Origin of the sequence: Pseudomonas sp. RL_5y_Pfl2_69, assembly GCF_963970465.1 — a bacterium.
Lineage (GTDB): Bacteria > Pseudomonadota > Gammaproteobacteria > Pseudomonadales > Pseudomonadaceae > Aquipseudomonas.
In genome coordinates this window covers 484,520-504,648 of sequence record NZ_CAXAOU010000003.1, presented here as the reverse complement: position 1 = coordinate 504,648, position 20,129 = coordinate 484,520, and the positions used below count along the sequence as shown (strand labels likewise).

The 20,129-nt window shown below is 55.4% G+C and carries 24 protein-coding genes and 1 tRNA gene; 18 read left to right on the top strand and 7 right to left on the bottom strand.

The window, feature by feature from the left end; translation table 11 throughout:
• The 11 genes from AACY07_RS08470 to AACY07_RS08420 form a co-directional block, all read left to right on the top strand.
• Positions 1-587, top strand: a 587-nt coding sequence (locus tag AACY07_RS08470) for an electron transfer flavoprotein subunit beta/FixA family protein (protein ID WP_339474358.1), incomplete at its 5' end; no start/stop codon positions are given.
• A 2-nt stretch (positions 588-589) separates the two neighbouring features.
• On the top strand, positions 590-1,519 hold the full coding sequence (locus AACY07_RS08465) for an electron transfer flavoprotein subunit alpha/FixB family protein (protein ID WP_339474356.1): 930 nt from the start codon (positions 590-592) through the stop codon (positions 1,517-1,519).
• 137 nt (positions 1,520-1,656) lie between these two features.
• Positions 1,657-2,475, top strand: coding sequence for a substrate-binding periplasmic protein (locus AACY07_RS08460; protein WP_339474354.1), 819 nt, complete (start codon positions 1,657-1,659; stop codon positions 2,473-2,475).
• A gap of 9 nt (positions 2,476-2,484) precedes the next feature.
• Positions 2,485-2,841, top strand: a complete 357-nt coding sequence (locus AACY07_RS08455) for a DUF4398 domain-containing protein (RefSeq protein WP_133075626.1) — start codon at positions 2,485-2,487, stop codon at positions 2,839-2,841.
• Positions 2,838-3,653 (top strand): OmpA family protein, encoded by an 816-nt coding sequence (locus AACY07_RS08450; protein WP_339474352.1) that lies wholly within the window; start codon positions 2,838-2,840, stop codon positions 3,651-3,653. Before AACY07_RS08455 ends, AACY07_RS08450 begins: the two co-directional genes overlap by 4 nt.
• A gap of 247 nt (positions 3,654-3,900) precedes the next feature.
• Positions 3,901-5,373, top strand: coding sequence for an aminotransferase-like domain-containing protein (locus tag AACY07_RS08445; protein WP_339474350.1), 1,473 nt, complete (start codon positions 3,901-3,903; stop codon positions 5,371-5,373).
• Positions 5,374-5,444: 71 nt separating this feature from the next.
• Positions 5,445-5,918: a translation initiation factor 2 gene (locus tag AACY07_RS08440; protein ID WP_219262513.1), complete on the top strand. Its 474-nt coding sequence runs from the start codon at positions 5,445-5,447 to the stop codon at positions 5,916-5,918.
• A 153-nt stretch (positions 5,919-6,071) separates the two neighbouring features.
• Positions 6,072-6,326, top strand: a complete 255-nt coding sequence (locus tag AACY07_RS08435; protein WP_133075623.1) for a YkgJ family cysteine cluster protein — start codon at positions 6,072-6,074, stop codon at positions 6,324-6,326.
• Positions 6,327-6,373: 47 nt separating this feature from the next.
• Positions 6,374-6,982: an START domain-containing protein gene (locus AACY07_RS08430; RefSeq protein WP_133075622.1), complete on the top strand. Its 609-nt coding sequence runs from the start codon at positions 6,374-6,376 to the stop codon at positions 6,980-6,982.
• 264 nt (positions 6,983-7,246) lie between these two features.
• A complete protein-coding gene (locus AACY07_RS08425) occupies positions 7,247-7,588 on the top strand; it encodes a ribonuclease E inhibitor RraB (RefSeq protein WP_019827425.1) in 342 nt (113 codons plus the stop codon).
• 642 nt (positions 7,589-8,230) lie between these two features.
• A complete protein-coding gene (locus AACY07_RS08420) occupies positions 8,231-8,953 on the top strand; it encodes an amidotransferase (protein WP_339474346.1) in 723 nt (240 codons plus the stop codon).
• A gap of 110 nt (positions 8,954-9,063) precedes the next feature.
• Here the strand turns inward: AACY07_RS08420 and AACY07_RS08415 are convergent, their stop codons facing one another.
• The 3 genes from AACY07_RS08415 to AACY07_RS08405 all read right to left on the bottom strand — a co-directional run bounded on the left by AACY07_RS08415 (position 9,064) and on the right by AACY07_RS08405 (position 11,810).
• A complete protein-coding gene (locus tag AACY07_RS08415) occupies positions 9,064-10,035 on the bottom strand; it encodes a magnesium and cobalt transport protein CorA (RefSeq protein WP_339474345.1) in 972 nt (323 codons plus the stop codon).
• Positions 10,036-10,118: 83 nt separating this feature from the next.
• Positions 10,119-10,901: a lysophospholipid acyltransferase family protein gene (locus AACY07_RS08410; protein WP_339474343.1), complete on the bottom strand. Its 783-nt coding sequence runs from the start codon at positions 10,899-10,901 to the stop codon at positions 10,119-10,121.
• Positions 10,902-11,120: 219 nt separating this feature from the next.
• Positions 11,121-11,810: a crotonase/enoyl-CoA hydratase family protein gene (locus AACY07_RS08405; RefSeq protein WP_339474341.1), complete on the bottom strand. Its 690-nt coding sequence runs from the start codon at positions 11,808-11,810 to the stop codon at positions 11,121-11,123.
• 306 nt (positions 11,811-12,116) lie between these two features.
• On the opposite strand from AACY07_RS08405, the gene AACY07_RS08400 reads away from it, so the two are divergent.
• Positions 12,117-12,206: transfer RNA gene (locus AACY07_RS08400), tRNA-Ser, on the top strand.
• A gap of 147 nt (positions 12,207-12,353) precedes the next feature.
• Here the strand turns inward: AACY07_RS08400 and AACY07_RS08395 are convergent.
• Genes AACY07_RS08395 through AACY07_RS08385 form a run of 3 tightly spaced genes read right to left on the bottom strand, consistent with a single transcriptional unit; the run spans position 12,354 to position 13,998 of the window.
• Entirely contained in the window at positions 12,354-12,584 is a 231-nt protein-coding gene (locus tag AACY07_RS08395) for a pyocin S6 family toxin immunity protein (protein ID WP_339474339.1), read from the bottom strand.
• A gap of 31 nt (positions 12,585-12,615) precedes the next feature.
• Positions 12,616-12,855, bottom strand: coding sequence for a pyocin S6 family toxin immunity protein (locus AACY07_RS08390; protein WP_339474338.1), 240 nt, complete (start codon positions 12,853-12,855; stop codon positions 12,616-12,618).
• A gap of 12 nt (positions 12,856-12,867) precedes the next feature.
• A complete protein-coding gene (locus tag AACY07_RS08385; protein ID WP_339474337.1) occupies positions 12,868-13,998 on the bottom strand; it encodes an S-type pyocin domain-containing protein in 1,131 nt (376 codons plus the stop codon).
• A gap of 464 nt (positions 13,999-14,462) precedes the next feature.
• Between AACY07_RS08385 and AACY07_RS08380 the strand changes: the two genes are divergently transcribed.
• From AACY07_RS08380 to AACY07_RS08360, 5 genes are all read left to right on the top strand, one after another.
• The gene (locus AACY07_RS08380; protein ID WP_339474336.1) at positions 14,463-14,981 is read left to right on the top strand and encodes a hypothetical protein; all 519 of its coding nucleotides are present in this window, start codon (positions 14,463-14,465) and stop codon (positions 14,979-14,981) included.
• A gap of 363 nt (positions 14,982-15,344) precedes the next feature.
• Positions 15,345-16,520: an acyl-CoA dehydrogenase family protein gene (locus AACY07_RS08375; protein WP_339474335.1), complete on the top strand. Its 1,176-nt coding sequence runs from the start codon at positions 15,345-15,347 to the stop codon at positions 16,518-16,520.
• A 2-nt stretch (positions 16,521-16,522) separates the two neighbouring features.
• Positions 16,523-16,798 carry a MoaD/ThiS family protein gene (locus AACY07_RS08370; protein ID WP_339474333.1) on the top strand — a complete coding sequence of 92 codons (276 nt, stop codon included), beginning with the start codon at positions 16,523-16,525 and terminating at the stop codon, positions 16,796-16,798.
• A 4-nt stretch (positions 16,799-16,802) separates the two neighbouring features.
• A complete protein-coding gene (locus AACY07_RS08365; protein ID WP_339474332.1) occupies positions 16,803-17,636 on the top strand; it encodes a hypothetical protein in 834 nt (277 codons plus the stop codon).
• A gap of 63 nt (positions 17,637-17,699) precedes the next feature.
• Positions 17,700-18,911: a ThiF family adenylyltransferase gene (locus tag AACY07_RS08360; protein ID WP_339474331.1), complete on the top strand. Its 1,212-nt coding sequence runs from the start codon at positions 17,700-17,702 to the stop codon at positions 18,909-18,911.
• Between the two features lie 102 nt (positions 18,912-19,013).
• Here the strand turns inward: AACY07_RS08360 and AACY07_RS08355 are convergent, their stop codons facing one another.
• Positions 19,014-19,349 (bottom strand): hypothetical protein, encoded by a 336-nt coding sequence (locus tag AACY07_RS08355; protein ID WP_339474330.1) that lies wholly within the window; start codon positions 19,347-19,349, stop codon positions 19,014-19,016.
• A 210-nt stretch (positions 19,350-19,559) separates the two neighbouring features.
• Between AACY07_RS08355 and AACY07_RS08350 the strand changes: the two genes are divergently transcribed.
• Complete coding sequence (locus AACY07_RS08350) at positions 19,560-20,078, top strand: DUF4142 domain-containing protein (protein WP_339474328.1); 519 nt, start codon at positions 19,560-19,562, stop codon at positions 20,076-20,078.
• The last annotated feature ends 51 nt before the right edge of the window (positions 20,079-20,129 follow it).

Here is a 20,129-nt window from a genome sequence, read left to right as displayed (position 1 = left end):
CGACTGAAATCGTCGTCGTCTCCATCGGCCCGACCACTGCTCAGGAACAGCTGCGTACCGCGCTGGCACTGGGTGCAGATCGCGCCATTCTCGTCGAGTCCGCCGAAGACCTGACCTCCCTGGCCGTAGCCAAGCTGCTCAAGGCCGTTGTCGACAAGGAACAGCCTCAGCTGGTGATCTTGGGCAAACAGGCCATCGACAGCGACAACAACCAGACCGGCCAGATGCTGGCTGCGCTGACCGGTTTCGGTCAGGGCACTTTCGCTTCCAAAGTCGAAGTGGCAGGTGACAAGGTTGCCGTGACCCGTGAAGTGGATGGCGGCGCGCAAACTGTTTCGCTGAGCTTGCCAGCGATCATCACCACTGACCTTCGTTTGAACGAGCCGCGTTATGCGTCCCTGCCAAACATCATGAAAGCCAAGAAGAAGCCGCTTGAAGTGCTGACCCCGGACGCGCTGGGTGTTTCCACGGCTTCGACCAACAAAACCTTGAAAGTTGAAGCGCCTGCAGCACGCAGCGCTGGCATCAAGGTCAAGTCGGTGGCTGAACTGGTCGAGAAACTGAAAAACGAAGCGAAGGTAATCTAATCATGACTATCTTGGTAATCGCAGAACACGACGGCAAGACGCTGGCTCCGGCCACGCTGAACACCGTAGCCGCTGCCGCTAAAATCGGTGGCGACATCAACGTTCTGGTTGCAGGCCAGGGCATTGGCGCTGTAGCCGAAGCCGCCGCGAAAATCGCTGGCGTGGCTAAAGTGCTGGTCGCCGACAACGCGGCTTACGCCCATCAGTTGCCTGAAAACGTTGCACCGCTAGTTGCTGAGCTGGGCGCTGGCTACAGCCACATCCTGGCGGCTGCCACTTCCAACGGCAAAAACATCCTGCCGCGCGTTGCTGCGCAGTTGGACGTGGATCAGATCTCCGAGATCGTTTCGGTCGTCAGCGCTGATACCTTCACGCGTCCGATCTATGCCGGTAACGCCATTGCCACCGTGCAGTCCACTGCGCCGGTAAAAGTGATCACCGTACGTGCGACCGGTTTCGACCCGGTTGCCGCAGAAGGGGGTTCGGCAGCGGTTGAAGCGGTTGCAGCGGTTCACGATGCAGGCACTTCGTCGTTCGTTGGCGAAGAACTGGCCAAGTCGGACCGCCCTGAACTGACCGCAGCCAAAATCGTCGTTTCCGGCGGTCGCGGCATGCAGAACGGTGACAACTTCAAACTGCTCTACACCCTGGCTGACAAGCTGGGCGCTGCTGTTGGCGCATCTCGCGCAGCAGTGGACGCAGGTTTTGTGCCTAACGACATGCAGGTCGGTCAGACCGGCAAAATCGTTGCGCCACAGCTGTACATCGCGGTGGGCATTTCCGGCGCGATCCAGCATCTGGCCGGCATGAAAGACTCCAAGGTGATCGTTGCGATCAACAAGGACGAAGAAGCACCGATCTTCCAGGTGGCCGATTACGGCCTGGTAGCGGACTTGTTCGAAGCCGTACCTGAGCTGGAGAAGCTGGTTTAATCCAGTCGCTTCACTTATAAAGAGCCCGGTCATCCGGGCTGTGGGGAAGGGCAGGGCACTCAGTGTCTTGCACCGTCTTCATGGCCGGGGTGACCGGGCTTTTTTGTGGGTCTCAATTGTGTGTGGAGCGTAGGGCTATGGATGTGCGTCAACTGAGCAGGTTGCTATTGGGGTTGGCGTTATTGCCTGTGTTGTCTGAGGCGGCGGGCAAGTGTGAGCGCCTGATCGTCACTGGCAGTCCCGATGCACCGCCTTATTTGTGGCGCGACCCAGCCGACCCTGCGCACTTGATCGGCGCCAGTGCTGATCTGATCCAGCAGGCGGGTCATGAGCTGGGGATAAAGGTTGAAGTGCTCTACGGTGGCAAGCGTGCCCAGGCCCAGGACGAAGTGCGTGCCGGGCGCATGGACATGTTGCTGGATGCGCCGCTGACGGTTGGCGGGCTTTCGTCGTTCGACTACATTCACCCGCCCTTGGTGCGTAACGACTATCTGGTGTGGACCCGCAAGGACTCCACCCTGGTCTACGAAACGCCTGCCGACTTGCATGGGCATGTGGGCGCTGTCTCTGAGAAAGCCCGGCTAAGCGAGACATTCAATGAGTTCGCTCAGCATCAGCTCACCCTGGAGCGTCAAGCCGGCTTGACCCAGGCTTTCCAGAAATTGCTGCTCGGCCAGGTCGAATACGTTCTGGCCGGGCGCTATTCCGGTATGGCCACTGCGCAAACCCTGGGCATTGCCGATGACCTATTGGCGCGCTCGCAGCCCATTGATCAGCCCGGGCTGTTTTTGGCCATTTCCCATGACTCGGCCTGCAATGAGCCGTGGTTGCGCGGACAGCTCGCCAAAAAGATGACAGAATTGCCCGCGTCCGGCCTGACCGAGGCGGTACTGCAACGCAATCTAGAGCGGTGGAAGGCCCAATTGCTACAACCGCTCAGCGCCCCAAAACAGTAGGAATCCCTAGTGACAATTCGACCTCTTTTCGCTGCCCTGGCCGTTTTGGCTCTGGCGGGGTGTGCAGCCGATCCTGCGCCGAATGAACAATTGCGTTTGACCGAGCAAGCCCTGGAGCAAGCCAAGGCCGTGGGTGCCAAAGCCGATGACTTGGCTGAGTTGAAACAAGCCGAAGACAAGCTGGCCCAAGCGCTGGCAGATATGGCAGATGAATCCTACAAAGACGCGCGCATGCAGGCCGAACAAGCCGAACTGGATGCCCGATTGGCCGAAGCCCGTGTGCTGACGCAAAAAAGCCAGGAACAACTGAACGTGCTCAATACCCGTATTTCGCGCTTGCGCAAACAACTGGCGGAGGCGCAATGAGCCTTACGCACAGAGCTTTCATGGGGGTGCTGGTTGCGGGTTGCGTCAGCCTGACCGGATGCGCCGGGCATCACAACAGCGAACTGGCCTTGCAGCAGGCCAGCACGGACTTTCAGACCGTGAAGGAAGACACCAATGTGCTGCGCATCGCGCCCAAGGACGTGATCCGTGCCGGTGAGTCCCTGGCCCGTGCTGATCGTTTGTCCAGCTTCTGGGGCAGTGGCGAAGACGTTGCGCATTACGCCTATTTGAGCCAGCGCTACAGTGAAATCGCCCGTGAGCACACGCAACAGGTGCTCAATGAGGAGCGTGGGGCCAAGCTGGAACTTGAGCGTCAGCGTCTGCAACTGGCGCTGCGTGAAGCCAAGTTGTTGAGTGTTCAGCAACAGGGGCAATGGCTGGAAGAGCAAATCATCAGCCTGGCCACTACTCAGACTGACCGTGGTCTGGTCATGACCCTGGGTGACGTGTTGTTCGACACTGGCGAAGCCGACTTGAAAAACTCGGCCAACCGCACGGTGCTCAAGCTGGTGCGGTTCCTGCAACTGAACCCCAAGCGCATTGTGCGGATCGAGGGCTACACCGACAGCACCGGAGGCAAGGAGGATAACCTCAAGTTGTCCCGTGATCGCGCGCAGGCCGTGGCCGATGTGCTGGTCGATCTGGGTATCGACGAGAAACGTATCCAGGTGGAAGGTTATGGCGATCAGTACCCGGTTGATGTCAATGCCACGGAGCGCGGCCGGGCACAGAACCGTCGGGTTGAGATCGTCTTCTCTGACGAAAAAGGCCAACTGGGCGCAGCGCGCTAAAGCCCGATATCGCTGGCTGAATATGGGAGCGGGCTTGCCCGCGATTGAATCAAAGCGGTGTGCCTGGCGCATCGCGGCGGCGAAATCGCGAGCGAGCCCGCTCCCACAACGGGTTCTGTCGCCCATACAGTTTTCCCCCGCACACCCCCTGTACGGCTTAGTTAAGTGACAACTGTGCCCGTACACTTCTAAACTGTTCCGGTATTGTTCTCCACAAAAATAAAGTTTGAACATCGAGAGCGGCGCCATGACCAACCTTTTGCTCTATCAACGTATCGCTCAGCAGTTGGCTGAGGATATTCGGCGTGGCGTTTATCAGCCTGGCGAACGTGTGCCTTCGGTTCGCAAGATGAGCTCTCAGCTCAACGTGAGCCATGCCACGGTGTTGCAGGCTTACGCCAATCTTGAAGATCAGGGCTTGATCAGGGCACGGCCGCAGTCCGGCTATTACGTGCACCAGACCCCCGCATTGACTGCGCCCACGCCTGATATCGCACGCGTGGAGCGTCCGGGCCTGGTCACCCGCAGCAGCATCATCCAGCAAGTATTGGTCGAATCCCGTCGCGAAGGCGTGTTCCCGCTGGGCGCAGCCGTGCCCAGTGTCGATTACCTGCCTGTACGGGCGCTGCATCAGCAATTGGCGAAGGTCACGCGCTTTCATAGCCCGCGGGCGTTCAGCTACATGTTCAGTCCGGGTTTTGAGCCGTTGCGCCGGCAGGTGGCAATCCGCATGCGTGACGCTGGGGTGGTGGTCGATCCCAGCGAAGTGATCATTACCCACGGCTGTGTCGATGCGCTGCAAATGTCGTTGCGCGTGCTGACCCGTCCCGGAGACCTGATCGCGGCTGAGTCGCCGACTTACTACGGGCTGCTGCAGCTGGCTGACCTGCTGGGCTTGAAAGTCATCGAGATCCCCAGCGATCCTGCTACTGGCATGAGCCTGGAAGCCTTGCAGCTGGCGGCCAATCAATGGTCGATCAAGGCCTTGGTACTGACCACGCGCCTGAGCAATCCCCTTGGCGGGACCATGCCAGAAGAGCGGCAAAAGCAGTTGCTGCGTCTGGCTTCCGATTTTGATATCCAGATTGTCGAAGACGATATCTACGGCGAGTTGATGTTTGAGGTTGGGCGCACCAAGGCGCTGAAAGCCTATGATCGTCTGGATCGGGTCATTTATTGTTCGAGTTTTTCCAAAACCCTGTCCCCCGGCGTGCGTATCGGCTGGATGATCGCCGGCAAGTTTCAGCAGGAAATCCAGCGTCTGCAAACCTTTACCACCCATTCGGCATGCAGTGTGACGCAGATGGGGGTGGCGGCTTACCTTGAAAACGGCGGTTACGACCGCCATTTGCGTTATATCCGTCAGGAATACAGAAAGAACCTGAGTGCCTTCCAGCTGGCTGTTCAGCAGCACTTCCCGGAAGGGACGCAGATGTCACGGCCTAGCGGGGGCTTTATCTTGTGGGTCAGTTTGCCGGGCCGGGTCAACACCCAGGAACTGCATGTCCGGGCATTGCAGCAAGGTATCAGCATCGCGCCGGGACTGATTTTCAGTAATACCGAGCAGTTTAACCACTGCATACGACTTAACTGTGCCACACCCTGGAACCGGGAAGCCGATCGGGCCCTGATGACCCTTGGCATGCTTGCCAATCAGCTCTGCCAGGAAGCCGCAGGCCTGTATGGAGGAAGCTCGGTAGCTGCCGGGATGGCATTTTGACCATAATCACCTTGTCACCCTGTGCGTAAAGCGCGAGCATACGCACCTGAACCGTTAAAGCTGTGGGAGTTATGAGAGCGACATTTTGTGTTGGCCTTTTGTTGGTGGGCGCCTTGAGTGCGCTCAATGCTGTGGCTGCGACAGCGGCCCCGGTACAACCTCCATCAACCTCCAGTCAGGCGCAATCTGCCCACTCGCCCGCCAAGCCTGGCGCCAGTGCGAAAAAGGCACCGGTCAAAAAGCGTGCACCCATCGCATCCAAATCCAAGTCGGCCCATGAAATCGCCAAGAAGCGTTTGCCCGCGGCGACTCTCGACTTGCGCTTGCCGCCCGAGATGGTCAAGCAACTGCATCCTTTGGGCACTGTTCCCATGCCTGTGCACAAGCCGTTGCTGCCCAACATGTTTGGCGAGAAACCCGCCGAAGACAGCCCTTTTCAGCTCAACGGGCGGTTGCTCAGCAATGAGATGAACCTGCAGTTGCGCAATGAGGCCCGTCACAATGAAATCGAAGGCGCTGCGCTGGATTTCGAGTTCAAGCAATAAGTGTCGAGTGCTCAAAAACAGGCTTCTAAACTGACTGCTCAGTCACTGTCGTTTATCAGCACATTCTGCTGAACGGTCAATTTCAAACACCTGTTCCAGCGAGTACTATCCCTTGTCATCAACACACTTTGCCCCGAATGAGGTGCTAACGTCATGAATTGCCGTGAAGGCTGTGGCGCTTGCTGCATCGCCCCTTCCATCAGTACACCGCTGCCAGGCATGCCCAATGGCAAGCCGGCCGGGGAACGCTGCCTGCATCTTTCAGCCGACTACTTGTGTGGTTTGTTCGGCCAGCCACAACGTCCTGCAGTCTGTGGAGACTTCAAGGCCGACATCGAGGTATGCGGCAATAACCGGGAAGAAGCCATTAACCTGATCGGTTGGTGGGAGCAGATGACCGCGGCATAGTGTGTTTGTGACCAGTGAACAGACCTTCAACAATAAGGAATAAGACAATGGGTTCGTTGCATCGAGTGGCATTGGTATGTGGTTTGAGTGTTCTGCTGGTGGGCGTGGCCCAGGCCGAAGACTGGAAGGTCGCCAAGGATCAGGACGGCATCAAGGTCTCGCTGAGTGAAGTCGCCGGCTCCCAATACAAGGCCTACCAGGGCGTGACGACCATCAAGGCGCCGCTGGCCAAGATCAGCAAAATACAGGAAGACGTGGCGGGCGCTTGCGCCTGGATCCATGAATGCCAATCGCAAAAGCTGCTCAAGCATGAAGGCGATCAGAGCTGGACCTACACCCAGTTCAAAACACCTTGGCCGGTCACCCCGCGTGACTCGGTGCTGCTGGTGACGACTGCACAGGGCGCAGATGGCAGCCTGACCCGTACGCTCAAAGGCATGCCGACCTACGTCCCGGAAGAAAAGGGCTTTGTGCGGGTGGCTCAGGTCAATGGTTTCTGGAAGCTTGTGCCTAAAGGCGACAACTTGACCGAGGTGACGTATCAGGTTCATACCGAGCCGGGCGGCAGCGTGCCTTCCTGGTTGGCCAACAAGTTTGTGGTCGATGCCCCGTTCAATACCCTCAAGGGGCTTAAGGAGCGTGCTGAAAAGCCATAACGCTGATCGGGCATGCCTGGTCCTGGGCAGCGCATCTGTCCAGGTGCCGGGTGCAGGTTTTGCAGGCAAGCGTAAAACCTGTTGAATTTCATGGCTTACCCCCTTGGCAGGCGCTGCGCCGTGGAGCTACTCTGCATCCAGACCAGCGAAGTAATCGACTGGCTCTGATCTTGTTCGCTACATGCTTATTACTCCCCTTGTCACGGCATACCTGCTGCCGATAGGGGAGCGCTGAATGTCTATCCATTGCGAGGAGGACGTTTCATGAGCACAGCCCATCAAGAAGACCTCAGCAGCTATGTGCTGCGCCGCATGAAAGAAGGCGGTTTTGATTTTTCACGCATCCATCCAATCGAGTTTTACGCGATCTTCCCGGACGAGGAGCGGGCGCGCAGGGCTGCAGGTAAATTTTGTGGTGAATCCCTGAACGCACAAATCAATGTGCGTGATGACGGGGCGTGGTATCTGGAATTAAGCAAAGTGATGTACGCCACCTATGGTGGTATCGGTGATTTTGAGCAGGACTTTGAAGCTGTCGTGGTACCGCTTGGCGGCATTATTGAAGGCTGGGGTGTAAAGCAGGAGGTGCGCGGCCTGTTGAATTGATACATGTTTGACCGGTTAGCGGCTGGCCTCAGGGCTGGCCGTTCTGGTTTTTGCGCCAGGCAATTGAGCCCCCGCAACCTGTAGTCGACGAAGACGCGCAGCAGCTGCGCGTCTTCGGTATTTGGGCGAGTCTTTAGCCGATGACCTTGGTCAAGTTCGGCAAGATCAGCAGCAAGGTGGTAGCAAAGAGGATGAGTCCGGCCTGGCGTACTTTCGTATGTTTGAACATGGCTATCTGCCTTTTTTTGTTATTCCTGAACGACAATGCCTGCGCCAAGAGCACCACGCCTTGAAAACAAAGCGGTCCTGACGACAGGCTTAACCTTAGAGCCCCCATAAGATATGGCTTAGAACCCTTTAACATCATTCAAGTGCAGTAAGTTTCTAAAACGCTATTAGGTTTATTGAGTTCGCCCTGTCAGCCCGTTGCTAGACGCAACGGACTCTTTGCTCGTCAATATTCTTAGCGCCCTACCGTTCGTCCGGGAACATTGTCCAGCCAGGTTTTGCCCTGCAAAAGCCCGGTGCCGTGAGGCTCGAGGGGGTATTACTACGTTCAGTACTTGCCATGAATTACCCTTTCAAGGCAGGCTCTGTCGAGTTGCTATCACTACTTTCGCCTTTATCGTGCCAGGTACTTTTATGTCGCTACGCATCTGCATTCTGGAAACCGACATTCTGCGTCCAGAGTTTGTTGATCAATATCAGGGTTACGGGCAGATGTTCGTGCGCCTGTTCTCCACGCAGCCTATCGCGGCACAATTCAGTGTTTTCAACGTGATGCATGGCGAGTATCCGTCTGACGACCAGTCTTTCGATGCTTATCTGGTAACCGGCAGCAAAGCTGACTCGTTTGGTTCCGATCCCTGGATCCAGACCTTGAAAACCTATTTGCTGACCCGCTATGAACGAGGCGACAAGCTGCTCGGCGTCTGTTTTGGTCATCAATTGCTGGCGCTTCTGCTGGGCGGCAAGAGCGAGCGCGCCATTCAGGGCTGGGGCGTCGGAACCCATCAGTACAAGCTGGCCGCCAAGGCGCCGTGGATGAGCCCTGTGGTTGAAGAGTTGACGCTACTGATCAGCCACCAGGACCAGGTCACGGCCTTGCCGGAAAACGCCACGGTAATCGCCTCCAGCGATTTCTGCCCGTTTGCCGCTTACCACATCAACGACCAGGTGCTGTGCTTCCAGGGGCATCCCGAGTTTATCCACGACTATTCGCGGGCCTTGCTTGACCTGCGCCAGGAACATTTGGGCGAGCAGATCTACAGCTCCGGCATCGCCAGCCTGGATCAAGACCATCATGGGCGCACGGTTGCCGAGTGGATGATGCGTTTTGTTTCGCACAAGCCGCAAACCGCCTGATACCCGGTTTGGCTCTTGTGGGAGCGGGCTTGCTCGCGATGGTTTCTACTCGGCATCGCTGATGCGCCGAGTTGTTTGAATCGCGAGCAAGCCCGCTCCCACGGGGCAGGTTACAGCCAGCCAGAGCGCTTGAAGCTCGCCCACAGGCCGGTCACGCCCAGCGTAATAAACCCCAGTACGCCGAAGTAACCGTAATGCCAGCTTAGCTCCGGCATGTTCTGGAAGTTCATCCCGTAAATGCCCGCCACTGCCGTGGGGAAGGCCAAAATGGCCGCCCAGGCGGCGAATTTGCGCTGCACGATGCTCTGGCGTGAGGACTCCAGCAACACGACGATCTCAATCGTCTGGGTGGCGATATCACGCAGGTTGGTGAGGTCTTCCATCTGGCGGGTGACATGAATCTGCACATCGCGAAAATACGGGCGCATGTTCTTGTCGATAAAGGGGAACGTCAGGCGTTGAAGTTCTTCGCTGATTTCCACCATGGGCGCTACATAACGGCGCAGTCGCAGCACGTCGCGGCGCAGGCCATGCAAGTGCACGATGTCAGCTTCATTGAGGGCGTTGCCCATGATGCTTTGTTCAAGCTGTTCGATTTCGGCGTGGATGGCCTGGCTGACGGGCTGATAGCTCTCAGTCACGAAGTCGAGCAGGGCGTACAGCACAAAGTCCTCGCCATGCTCCAGCAGCAGCGGGCGAGCCTCACAGCGCTGGCGCACGGACTTGTACGAAGCCGAGTGGCCATTGCGGCTGGTGATGATGTAGCCGTTGCCAGCAAAGATATGGGTTTCTACAAACTCCAACTGGCCTTCATGGCGAATGGGCGAGTAGATAACGATAAACAGCGCGTCGCCAAAAGTTTCGAGTTTGGGCCGGCTATGTTGCTCAAGGGCATCTTCGATGGCCAGTTCATGCAGATTGAACTGGCGCTGCAAGTTGCTCAGCTCTTGCGCGTCGGGCTGCTCCAGACCAATCCAGACGAAGTGGTCGGGCTTTTTGGCCCACTCGATCCCTTCGTCCAGAGTGATATTGGTGACTTTCTTGCCTGCGCTGTAAACCGCAGCAGCAACAACTCTCCCCATAGTTCTAATCGCTTCTTCTTCAAAGGGTTATGGCACGAAGATGCAGCTTAGCGTGCAATCCACCACTTTGAGTCTACAAACGTTCAGAGGTTCGGGTTGGACGCAGTCGTGTTGCCCCCTGCCACGGGCGGCACGTGACGGTTTTGTTGGCTCAGCAACTCTCGATCCATGGCTTCGATGCACTCGCGCATCTGCTCGTGGCACTGCTCCATGAGTTGCGGGATGTCGTCCAGAGTCAGGCCGGCGGTCGGTATCGCGGGCAAGGAGCGGATCTGGATATCGGCACTGTGCCAGCGGTTGAGCTTAAGGTGCTGGCTGTAGGTGCTGACACACACCGGCACAATAGGCACTCCGGCAGTAATTGCCATCTGGAATGCGCCTTTTTTGAAGGGCAGCAGGGTTTTGCCCAGATTGCGCGTGCCTTCCGGAAAAACCCAGATGGACGTGTCTTTTTCCTGCAGAGTGCGGGTAGTGGTCAGCATCGATTTGCGGGCTTTCTGGGCGTTGCCCCGATCAATCAGCACGTTGCCCGCCAGCCAGAACAGTTGGCCGAACAACGGTACCCACTTAAGGCTTTTCTTGCCGATGCACACCGTGCGGTGCGGCACTACGTTGCCGAACACAAACAGATCGTAGTTGGATTGATGGTTGGCAATGACCACACAGCTTTGCGGCTTGTCCATCAACGGCCCAACCTCGGTCTTGAGCTTGTAGCCCAGGATCCATCTGGATGGCCAGGCATACAATCGTGCGCACAGACGACTGTTGTCCGGGTTGAAAGGACGACAGATACCCAGCAGTACACCCAGCACGCCTGCGATCATAAAATGCAGACACATCAACAACATACGTATCGAAAGTAGCATTTACAGGCTCGCGAAAACAAAAGTCGGCGCAGTGTACGGATGTGCACTGTATTCAGCAATTACCCCGATACAACTAGGAGATGACTGAAGTTTAAGCAGTTGTTTCAACGTGCTTGTTGAGGGGCGGGCTAGAGATGTTCAGCAAGATATGGCTCAAGGCCAGGGGAGTGAGAATCCCGACCGCAGGCTGCAATCGGGACCCGTCGACAGGGGGCAGGGTCAGAGCGGGTGGAGCTGATCCTCTTCGATGGCCTTGTCCAGCGTCTCCAGCAGCGCTTTGCGTACCTTCAGCTTGGTGTTTTTGTGCGCCTTCATATTGATCTTCTTTAACTGACGGGCCACTTCGAGGGCGGCGGCCTGCAACTCTTCCGGCTTGACCACCTTGTCGAGGAAGCCTGCGTCGACGGCGGTGAGCGGGTTAAACATTTCGCCATTGATGACCGAGCGATGGAATGCGGATTTGCGCAGCCGGTCGCGGGCCAGTTCAATGCCGGCGTGGTGCATGGTCATGCCGATCTGCACTTCGTTCAGGCCGATGCTGAACGGGCCTTCGACGCCGATGCGGTAATCCACCGACAACAACAGGAATGCGCCCTTGGCCACCGCATGACCGGTGCAAGCGATAACCACCGGGAATGGGTGCGCCAGCATGCGGCGAGCCAGGGTCGACCCCTGCCTGACCAGCTCAATGGCTTGCTCGGGGCTGGCCGTCATCACCTTCAAGTCATAACCGCCCGAGAGAATGCCAGGTTGCCCGGTAATAATGACCACCGCGCGATCCTGCTCGGCGCGGTCCAGCGCGGCATTAAACGCAGTGATCACATCCGGTGAAATGGCATTGACCTTGCCATTGCTCAAGGTCAGCGTGGCGATACCGTCTTCCAGGTGGTAGGCAATCAAGTCACTCATGGCGCAATTCCTTGTTATGAAGTGGGGCAGACGTTACCCAGCCCCACGGCACAGGTAAAGGGCTATGACTGACTGGTGAGTCATGGGATTGGCCTTCGCCCTCTATATAGAAGGCAGCGGGGCAGCGATCGGGGCCGAGAGAGCAGCGCGTCAGAACCGGAATTTGGCAGAATCACCCGCGAAGGGCATGCCTCAAAAACGACTATTTTCGTAAGCACATGAAAATTCTGAAAAAACATTTGTCATATCGAAAGCTTTCGACTACATTAGCGCGCCTCGACAGACAGAACTTGTTTGAAGAGATACGGTGAAGTGTCCGAGTGGCTTAAGGAGCACGCCTGGAAAGTGTGTATACAAGAAATTGTATCGAGAGTTCGAATCTCTCCTTCACCGCCACATTAAGTAAACACAAACCCCTGATTTTCCTAGAGAAAGTCGGGGGTTTGTGGTTTCTGGCGTCTGAAAAAGGGCGATATGGGGCCAATCTGGGGCTGGGGTCGGTATTTTGGGGTTGTCAGTCAGCAGGGTTTATCTTTAAGGCGCTCACTTGTACGGACCGGACACATGGTTGATGGGATCACCCAGCACCATCATAACTGCCTTGGATTGATCTGGAGTTAGATCATTTTCACCCATCGGCACATCTCCTAGGCTGTTCCAGCCCATTGCAGCGAGTACTGCTGGCTGTAACTCTTGCGGCACGACTTTTTCGTACAGTATTGAATTGTCAGGGTTGGGATCTGGGTAAAAACCACTGATCAGGATAGCCGTCATGCATATAGCCAAGACCAGTCAGTGAAAATTATCAGGCTCGTACACCTATAAACATGTCTAACGTCATTGGCAGTTGTTCATTTATCGCTGAGGAAATTTTCCGGAGCTGCTCATCGGTCAAAGGCTGCTCGCCATCGCATTCGGCAGCTAAATTTTCCCAGCCTAGAATATCCATTACTGCTTTTTCAAACTCAGGTTGCACTTCCAGTTCAAATTTGATTGAGCTGTCTTCGCTGTCATCTGCAAGAAAGCCTGTGATTTCTAAGAACATGTATTTCTCCATTTACTTTGGTGTTGTTCGGCCTGGCTTTGGAGGCTTGGTCAGCTCGCCAGTCTCGGGATTGAACTCACCTAAGTGTTTGCCCTGTTTGTCATATATTTCAACGGCTCCATGCTGGCTATCCCATTCATAAATCTTGCCTTTTTTATCTTTCCAGCGACTACGTTTCTTGCCGCCCCCTTGAACACTAGATTTAGGACTATCACGTACTGCATCGGGAAAAGCTGTCAGCCCTTTTGGAGCTGGGTGGTAGCTATGGCCGCCACCAAACGGCTTTGCATACACCACATACAGCGACTTTAAGCCGGTTTCTGCCGGAAAGACCAGAATGCAGTCGTCGGTTGTAATGTCATCGCCGGGAAGACCTTCAATCTGGCTGTCAGTGTTTTCCGGGATCGGGTGTACGAGGATGGTACCCAGTTGCTTGCCGCTTTCGTCGGGGTAAGTCAGCGGAGGCATGCCTGAAGAGCTGTGCGGGGGCGTCCAGAGGACGGTGATCCCATTGAGTTCGGCCTCCATCGCGGTTTTGGTTGCGTTCCATTTCACCTGCACGATGCGTACTGAGTCATCACCTGACGCGCCGGTGTGAATACCGTAAATCTGTAGTACGCCTTCTGCATCACGGCGAAATTGAAAACGTACTCGTGTGGGTGCCTTGTTCATGCTGCGCAGTTGTTCGTCAGTATGGAGTGTGCCGTCTCCCATTTTGGCGGGGAGCATGCCCATTATAAAAACGCTAACCGGTCCCCCCGCGCCACGTATTGCCCACGTCATACGCTGTTGCATGATGCCGCCGCCAGCAATACGGGCTAGTCCTGCATCAGCTCCGATGGCCATTGCTATCGCATCTGACGAGGAAGGCAAAAGCATGGAGGCAACCACCATGATGTTGCCGAAGTTAGAGGCGGGCTCGGTGGCAGTCCCTGCGTCGGTTCTGCACCAGTTTTCAGAAACGCAGGACTTGGCGAAGACCAGGTCTGCGCGTTCCTTGGGGGATGGCCATTCATCTTTTGGGACGTACACCGGCTCTGGCACTGGGGGTTTTGCCCAAGCGGCCCATGAGGCGCCACCATTTGGGCGACTCTTCTGCCAAGGCGAGGTTAAAAAAGGGTTGTCCTTTTCGTCCTTCTCCATGTGAAGCCCCTGTATAAGCCCATATCGAACCAAAAAGGTTGCGTCCTGGTATCGGCTCGGGTCAATTGGACTTGGTAACTGGGAGTTTCAGCACGTCGGTGCGTTACAGGGGATTTGACGTGCTTCAACACCGGCACGAGCTGCCCGCAGGCGGCACTCAACCCTGTTTTACTTGGTCTATGCACTGGACTAGATCTATTGACTAACCCATGGGAGGTGGCGACATGCAAACCCACAACATCCATGCAGCCATACGATCATCGTTTGAGCTGTACGTTGCTGTCTTCTTCACCCCCCCCCCCACTCAGCCAATGCCAGCCCTGATTTTCCTAGAGAAAGTCGGGGGTTTGTGGTTTCTGCCGTCTGAAAAAGGGCAGTATGGGAACAATATGGGAACACGACCGCTGAACGGCCCGTATTCTGCTTGAAGGCTCTTCTTCGAACTCAAATGGATTTAGACGATTATGAAAGTGCTTCCCCTTGGTGTGCTGGTGTTGCTGACTGCAGGTTGCGTCCAGGTCCAGCAGTACAGGCCCCCTCCCGGTGCCCCTCAGGCGCAGATCCGCAGCGAAATGGACGCCTTGAGCAATTATCGAAACTACCTGACCCTGACCGAAGCTCCGATTGTGGGCTGCAAGTACGGCAGAACCGTGGCGGTGAAGCCAGGTCGGCAATTGTTCGCCGTGCGGGACAAAACATCCCGGCCAGCAGGCTTTATCCCGGTAGAAGCGGCAAAACCCATCCATTTGGTAGTGGATGGCGCAGCTAATGCCGGCCGTAGATGCAAGATCGAATTCGTCAGCGAGTTCGCCCCGGCTGCCCGTTATGTCATTAAGGGAGGCATTGTCGAGAGCCCCGAGACTTACGATTCGTGCCAGGTCAAAATCTTCAACGAGGACACCGGAGCGCCTCTGTTGATGCTCGAGCCGTCAACGCTCAAGAACGACTGTGCTCTGGACAAGTTGCCGTTTACGGCGCGTTGATTGTTGCAGGCAAGGACGTGTAGTCGCTGACAAGCGGCGTGAGGCTGCGTCGGTCGACGCAGTCGTCGCCCAATGTGCGGCTGCAAGGCACCCGCTAAATCCGAATGGCTGGATGTGTGATCGCCGCGCCAGCGGGTCACGTTAATGATGCCAACAGTCTCATTTTTAATAGTGAGCGTTATCGGTAACTTAGAAGAGTATGAGCGGTGTCATATTTAACGGGTCGGGTTTATTTGCGCTAAGGCGCCTTGCATGTTTTTAGTTCTGACCTAATATCTGTTCGCACTAAGCAGCGCGACACGATTCCAGGACCGGTTTTCTGTCGCGCCTGCTTTCCAATCGTTTGACGTAGAAGGAACTACGATGAATGTTGACTGGCAAGGTGCGGGTGATATTCAGGCTATTTTCGGCACACTGATCGACAAGGAGCTTAATTGCACCGTCGAAGAACGTGACCGTCTCTCTATTCCTATTTCCAACGCGCTGATAGAAAAGTTTGCCCGACGGGGGTTGTATAAATACAACTTGCCCGCCGTGTGGGGCGGTCAGGAAGTTGGTTATGCCCAGTGGGGCCGTGTGCTGGAAAAGCTCGGGTATTTATCCACGGACTTATCGTTTCCCTTTTTGATATCCGTGAGGATGTCATTTATTTCTTTTTTAATTGCGGTAGGGCGGGAGGATATAAATAACGAATACCTGGTTCACCTGATTGAGGGTAAAACAGGTGGTGCATTTGCTTATACAGAAGATGCCGATGCTTTTTCTTTTGTCTCCCGTGCCGTGCCCTCTGCGGACGGTAAAACCTATACGGTTAATGCCGTGAAAAAGATCGTTACCGGCGGTGAGACGGCGAATTATTTTTTACTGTTTGTCCATGGTGATACTGCGGACATGCAAGTGTTTCTTGTGCACGCCGACGATCCGGGTGTTGTGGTGACACCGAGCGTGATGCATGGCTGTCGTTCAACAGGGATTGCCTGCTTGACATTGACAGATGTGCAACTGGATAAACACCGCTTGTTGCTGGCCACGGACGGCCTGAGTTTTGCGCAGCGTTACTTCCTTAATTGCAGGCGCTCATTGCAAACCACCTTGTTTTTAGGGCGCGCCCGCGCCGTGATTGAAACTACCGTGGCGTATTTGCAAAACACTGTGCGTTACGATCAGCAGTTGATCGATATGCAGCATGTTCAGGCCTGTATCGGTGAAATGTATATGGCGCTTGAGTCATCCCGCACCTTGGTCCATTACTCACTGGAGCGTCAGGTCAGGCAAGAGTCTGACGTGTACTGGGATGCAGTGGCTTCAATGGCCAAGTATCAGGCGGTGGAGGATGTGAACAAAATCGCCCTCCAGGCCCTGAACCTGACGGGGGGCTGGGGCTATACCGAAAGCAGCGGTATCGGCCGGGCGCACCGTGACTTTACGGCCCTGGTGGCAGGGGCCGATCCGCAGGAAAAGCTCAAGGTTGATATGGGGATTCGGATGGTGCACGACCTGGACATGATGTCCCGGCGTTCTTCAAAAAAGGAGAGTTGAACATGAAGATCAAGTTGTCAGGCAATTTGGCACGTTTTGTTAACTACAAAAAAGAGTTGCAACTTGAGGGGGATGGTTTTCAGACCGTGGGCGATGCGCTGCACGCGTTGGTGGGGAGTTATCCGGTATTGAAGGATATTATTTTCGATAAGGATCGCAACGTTAAAAAAGGCTATTTGATTTCTTTGAATGGCGAAAAAGTTGACGCGGCAGCTCAGGTAAGTAAAGGCGGTGAGGGTGACTGTATTGATATTTTCACTGCGATAGCAGGGGGTTGATGCTATGCAAACCAGAACAATAAAGGTTTCCCATCCGGTAGAGTCCATGCTGTTTGGACCTTTCCAGTTTCATGCCCATTCGCTGATGTTGCTGAGTTTCAGTTCGATGTGGTCCTGGGGCAGTACCTACTTGTCAGTTTCCTTTCCGGGGATGATCAAGGAGTATCATCAGGGTATGGTGGCTGTGGGCGCCGAAGTTGAATATGTCGAACCTTTTGAAATGTTCTCGGCCGACGAATTTTCGGTGTCGGTCGATGAGTTCAAGGTGCGCCAGGGCAACTCTGTGTTTCAAGTACTGCACCTGATTCGTGCCAAGGGCATTGTGGTTGCCAGGGTCAAGGTTCGCTGGAAACTGCTGGAACTGGATGGTGATGAAGCACTGTCCGCAACCCCAGGGGTTATTCGGCCCGCTTTTTTGCAAAAGTTTCTTCCCGAAGAAGTTGATCCTTCACGGGTTGAGCGGCCTTTACTTGCACAACTGGAAAACTTGAAAGAGCATGGGCAACTCTGTGCCGAGTTTGAACATGACTTCACCCTGTTCCGACATCGCTGTGAAGTGGCTGATCAATGGGCGTTCTTTGAGTTGCCTACACTGGCCTCGGAAAGCAGGGAGTCATTAATCGATTCCCTGCAGGAAGATCCAGGTGAACTTGCCAGTTCACTGGGCTTGGCCCTGAATACTATTTGCATGGAATGGCGTTGCCCTTTTTATCTTTTGGAAAAGGGCCGTGTTAAAACCCAGGCTTATCGGCTGCAGGGAAAACTGTATTTTACACATCATGTTTTCAACCTGACGCGCGCCAATACATTGGCCGCGATCGTGATTGAAGCGTTTTAAAGCGAATCAGGCTTTTTGCCTGTCTCGTCAACCCGATCCTGAAAAAGTGAAGGGAGCAACACCATGAGCAGGGAGGCTAATGCGATCGAGTATGACCAGCTTACCGCGGGTGAGATGGGGATGTATTCCCGTCACTTGCTGATCCCCGCGATCGGCGTCAAAGGTCAACTGGCATTGAAAAATGCCAGTGTACTAATGATTGGAGCGGGCGGCCTGGGGTGCCCGGCGCTGCTTTATCTGGCGGCTGCCGGGGTGGGGCGGCTGGGAATTATCGATGCCGACCAGATCAATGTGTCCAATGTGCACCGCCAGGTGCTGTTTCGCATCACCGATAAAGGTCAGAACAAGGCCGATGTCGCCAAGCGGCGTTTGCAAAAACTCAATCCCTACATCGAGATCGAAACCTGGATCGAGCGCTTTAACCTCGACAATGCCCAGGCGCTTGTGGCCGATTACGACATCATTGTCGATGGCACTGACAACTTTACCGCCAAGTACCTGATCAACGATGCCTGTGTCTATGGCGGCAAGCCGCTGGTGTATGGCGCCATCATGCAGTTCGAGGGGCATGTCACGGTGTTCAACGCGCTGGATGAGCAAGGCCGTCGTGGCGCCAATTATCGTGATCTCTACGATGGTCCGCCTGACGCCGCGTTGGCACCCAACTGCGCAGAAGCCGGGGTGCTGGGGGTGCTGCCCGGCATGATTGGCTGCTTTCAGGCCAATGAGGTGATCAAGCTGATTACCGGGATCGGGCGGCCGCTGATCAACCGCCTGATGGTCTACGACGCCCTTGAGGCCACGAGCCGGGAGATCGGATTTTCGCCTGTCGCCGATAATCCCCTCAGGGACCCGCTGCGCCCGCCAGTGCTGGAAGAAATGGCACAAGTCTGTAACGCGCCAGGCGTCAGCGATGACTTTGTGCTGAGCATTGACGACTTTGCCGCGCTGATCGGTGAAACGTCGATCCATCTGATTGATGTGCGTGAAGGGCATGAGCGCGAACAGGTATCGATCGGTGGCGAACATGTACCGTTAGGGCAGGTGGGCGAGTGGGCAGCACAGTGCCTGGACGACAGGCCGATCGTGATTTACTGCCAGTCGGGTGTTCGCAGCCAGAAGGCTGCGAGAATCCTCGCGCAGCAAGCGCTCAGGTCACCGATTTTCAGCTTGAAAGGCGGCTTGAGTGCGTTTTTGGGCGCAGATAGTTATGCGCAGATGATGGCAGAACTGGTGTTCTGTGAATGTCCCATGAGCCATCAGGCTCGCGTGTAAAAAACGTGTGGGTCAGGCTTGTTTGCGATGCAGATGAAGTGGCTTGTCTGGCATTCAGTCGCAAGCCTGCCTGCTCCCACAGGGTCGTTGTTAGCGCGATGATCAGGTAGACGGGCGATTGATATCCAGCGCCTTGGAGATGGCTTGCTCTGCCTCGACGAAGGCAGGTGTCCTGCCAGCGTCGGCATAAATGTCTTCACCTTCTTCAACCCTGATGACCTCATTACCCTTCACGTATGGCATGGCCTCTTCCGCTTGCATGAGCGCACTGTGGATCAGCCCCCGGGTGATGGTGGCCTCATCCAGCCCGTAGGCTTGCGCGAAGGCCTTGATTTTGACCAGATCATGTTTGTGCAGCTCAAGGGTGTATTCAACCCGCTCACTTGATTCCTGAGACCTGGATTCCCAGTTGTTGAGCATGTCCTTTAAGACGTCCATAAAGCTTCTCCTGTTTGACGGCAGTGTTTGCGGACAGTATGGCTCACGGTTCGCTGACATGATGGCAAGTCCGGCGCAGATCGTTGTTCGGCAAGGGCTGATAGCCTGAAGTGCCACCCGTCAGAAAAAACGGTATTTATCTAAACCTTTGCTCCCACAGGCCTTCAGATCCTGTGCAGGGAATAAACCTGCCTTTTTTTGGAGGACGTGATGAAAACCCTGATTGGCCCTAAACGCTGGCTGGCAAGTTGTGCCTTGGTCTATTCCCTGGTCGCGACAGCCACAGCATTCGCAGCCAGTCCGGCAGACTTTGTTGATGAAGCCCATGCAGCAGGGATTGCCGAGATTGAAACCAGCCGCATGGCGATCAGTAAAACCTCTTCGACGGACATAGAAAGCTATGCCGTGGAGGCAATCAAGGACCATACCAATGCCAACCGGGACTTGAAGGAGATTGCCAGCAAGCTGGACCTGCAGGTTTCCAGCGATGAGCAGCTACTGGACAGGGCCAAAAAGCAGATGCTTGAAGTGCAGGAGGGGGATTCTTTTGATGCGGCCTTTGCGGCCAATCAGGTTAAAACCCATGAAGAGACTATTGAGTTGTTCAAACAGCAGGCCAGCAATGCTGAATCGCCCGAGTTGCAGGCATTTGCCGAGAAATATTTGCCCAAGCTTGAAATGCATCTGGTGATGGCCAGGAAACTGATGGATGCCCATCACAAATCCTGATGCCTTGAAAAAAACAACGCCCGGTGAGTAATCAACCGGGCGTTGTGTGTG

Coding starts and splice junctions, on each gene's coding strand:
- AACY07_RS08405 (WP_339474341.1), bottom strand. CDS start 11,810: ATGAGTGACTTGATTGCCTACCACCTGGAAGACGGTATCGCCACGCTG.
- AACY07_RS08385 (WP_339474337.1), bottom strand. CDS start 13,998: ATGGAGAAGGACGAAAAGGACAACCCTTTTTTAACCTCGCCTTGGCAG.
- AACY07_RS08430 (WP_133075622.1), top strand. CDS start 6,374: ATGGGTTCGTTGCATCGAGTGGCATTGGTATGTGGTTTGAGTGTTCTG.
- AACY07_RS08395 (WP_339474339.1), bottom strand. CDS start 12,584: ATGACGGCTATCCTGATCAGTGGTTTTTACCCAGATCCCAACCCTGAC.
- AACY07_RS08435 (WP_133075623.1), top strand. CDS start 6,072: ATGAATTGCCGTGAAGGCTGTGGCGCTTGCTGCATCGCCCCTTCCATC.
- AACY07_RS08425 (WP_019827425.1), top strand. CDS start 7,247: ATGAGCACAGCCCATCAAGAAGACCTCAGCAGCTATGTGCTGCGCCGC.
- AACY07_RS08390 (WP_339474338.1), bottom strand. CDS start 12,855: ATGTTCTTAGAAATCACAGGCTTTCTTGCAGATGACAGCGAAGACAGC.
- AACY07_RS08360 (WP_339474331.1), top strand. CDS start 17,700: ATGAGCAGGGAGGCTAATGCGATCGAGTATGACCAGCTTACCGCGGGT.
- AACY07_RS08370 (WP_339474333.1), top strand. CDS start 16,523: ATGAAGATCAAGTTGTCAGGCAATTTGGCACGTTTTGTTAACTACAAA.
- AACY07_RS08355 (WP_339474330.1), bottom strand. CDS start 19,349: ATGGACGTCTTAAAGGACATGCTCAACAACTGGGAATCCAGGTCTCAG.
- AACY07_RS08465 (WP_339474356.1), top strand. CDS start 590: ATGACTATCTTGGTAATCGCAGAACACGACGGCAAGACGCTGGCTCCG.
- AACY07_RS08350 (WP_339474328.1), top strand. CDS start 19,560: ATGAAAACCCTGATTGGCCCTAAACGCTGGCTGGCAAGTTGTGCCTTG.
- AACY07_RS08415 (WP_339474345.1), bottom strand. CDS start 10,035: ATGGGGAGAGTTGTTGCTGCTGCGGTTTACAGCGCAGGCAAGAAAGTC.
- AACY07_RS08365 (WP_339474332.1), top strand. CDS start 16,803: ATGCAAACCAGAACAATAAAGGTTTCCCATCCGGTAGAGTCCATGCTG.
- AACY07_RS08460 (WP_339474354.1), top strand. CDS start 1,657: ATGGATGTGCGTCAACTGAGCAGGTTGCTATTGGGGTTGGCGTTATTG.
- AACY07_RS08450 (WP_339474352.1), top strand. CDS start 2,838: ATGAGCCTTACGCACAGAGCTTTCATGGGGGTGCTGGTTGCGGGTTGC.
- AACY07_RS08375 (WP_339474335.1), top strand. CDS start 15,345: ATGAATGTTGACTGGCAAGGTGCGGGTGATATTCAGGCTATTTTCGGC.
- AACY07_RS08445 (WP_339474350.1), top strand. CDS start 3,901: ATGACCAACCTTTTGCTCTATCAACGTATCGCTCAGCAGTTGGCTGAG.
- AACY07_RS08410 (WP_339474343.1), bottom strand. CDS start 10,901: ATGCTACTTTCGATACGTATGTTGTTGATGTGTCTGCATTTTATGATC.
- AACY07_RS08440 (WP_219262513.1), top strand. CDS start 5,445: ATGAGAGCGACATTTTGTGTTGGCCTTTTGTTGGTGGGCGCCTTGAGT.
- AACY07_RS08380 (WP_339474336.1), top strand. CDS start 14,463: ATGAAAGTGCTTCCCCTTGGTGTGCTGGTGTTGCTGACTGCAGGTTGC.
- AACY07_RS08420 (WP_339474346.1), top strand. CDS start 8,231: ATGTCGCTACGCATCTGCATTCTGGAAACCGACATTCTGCGTCCAGAG.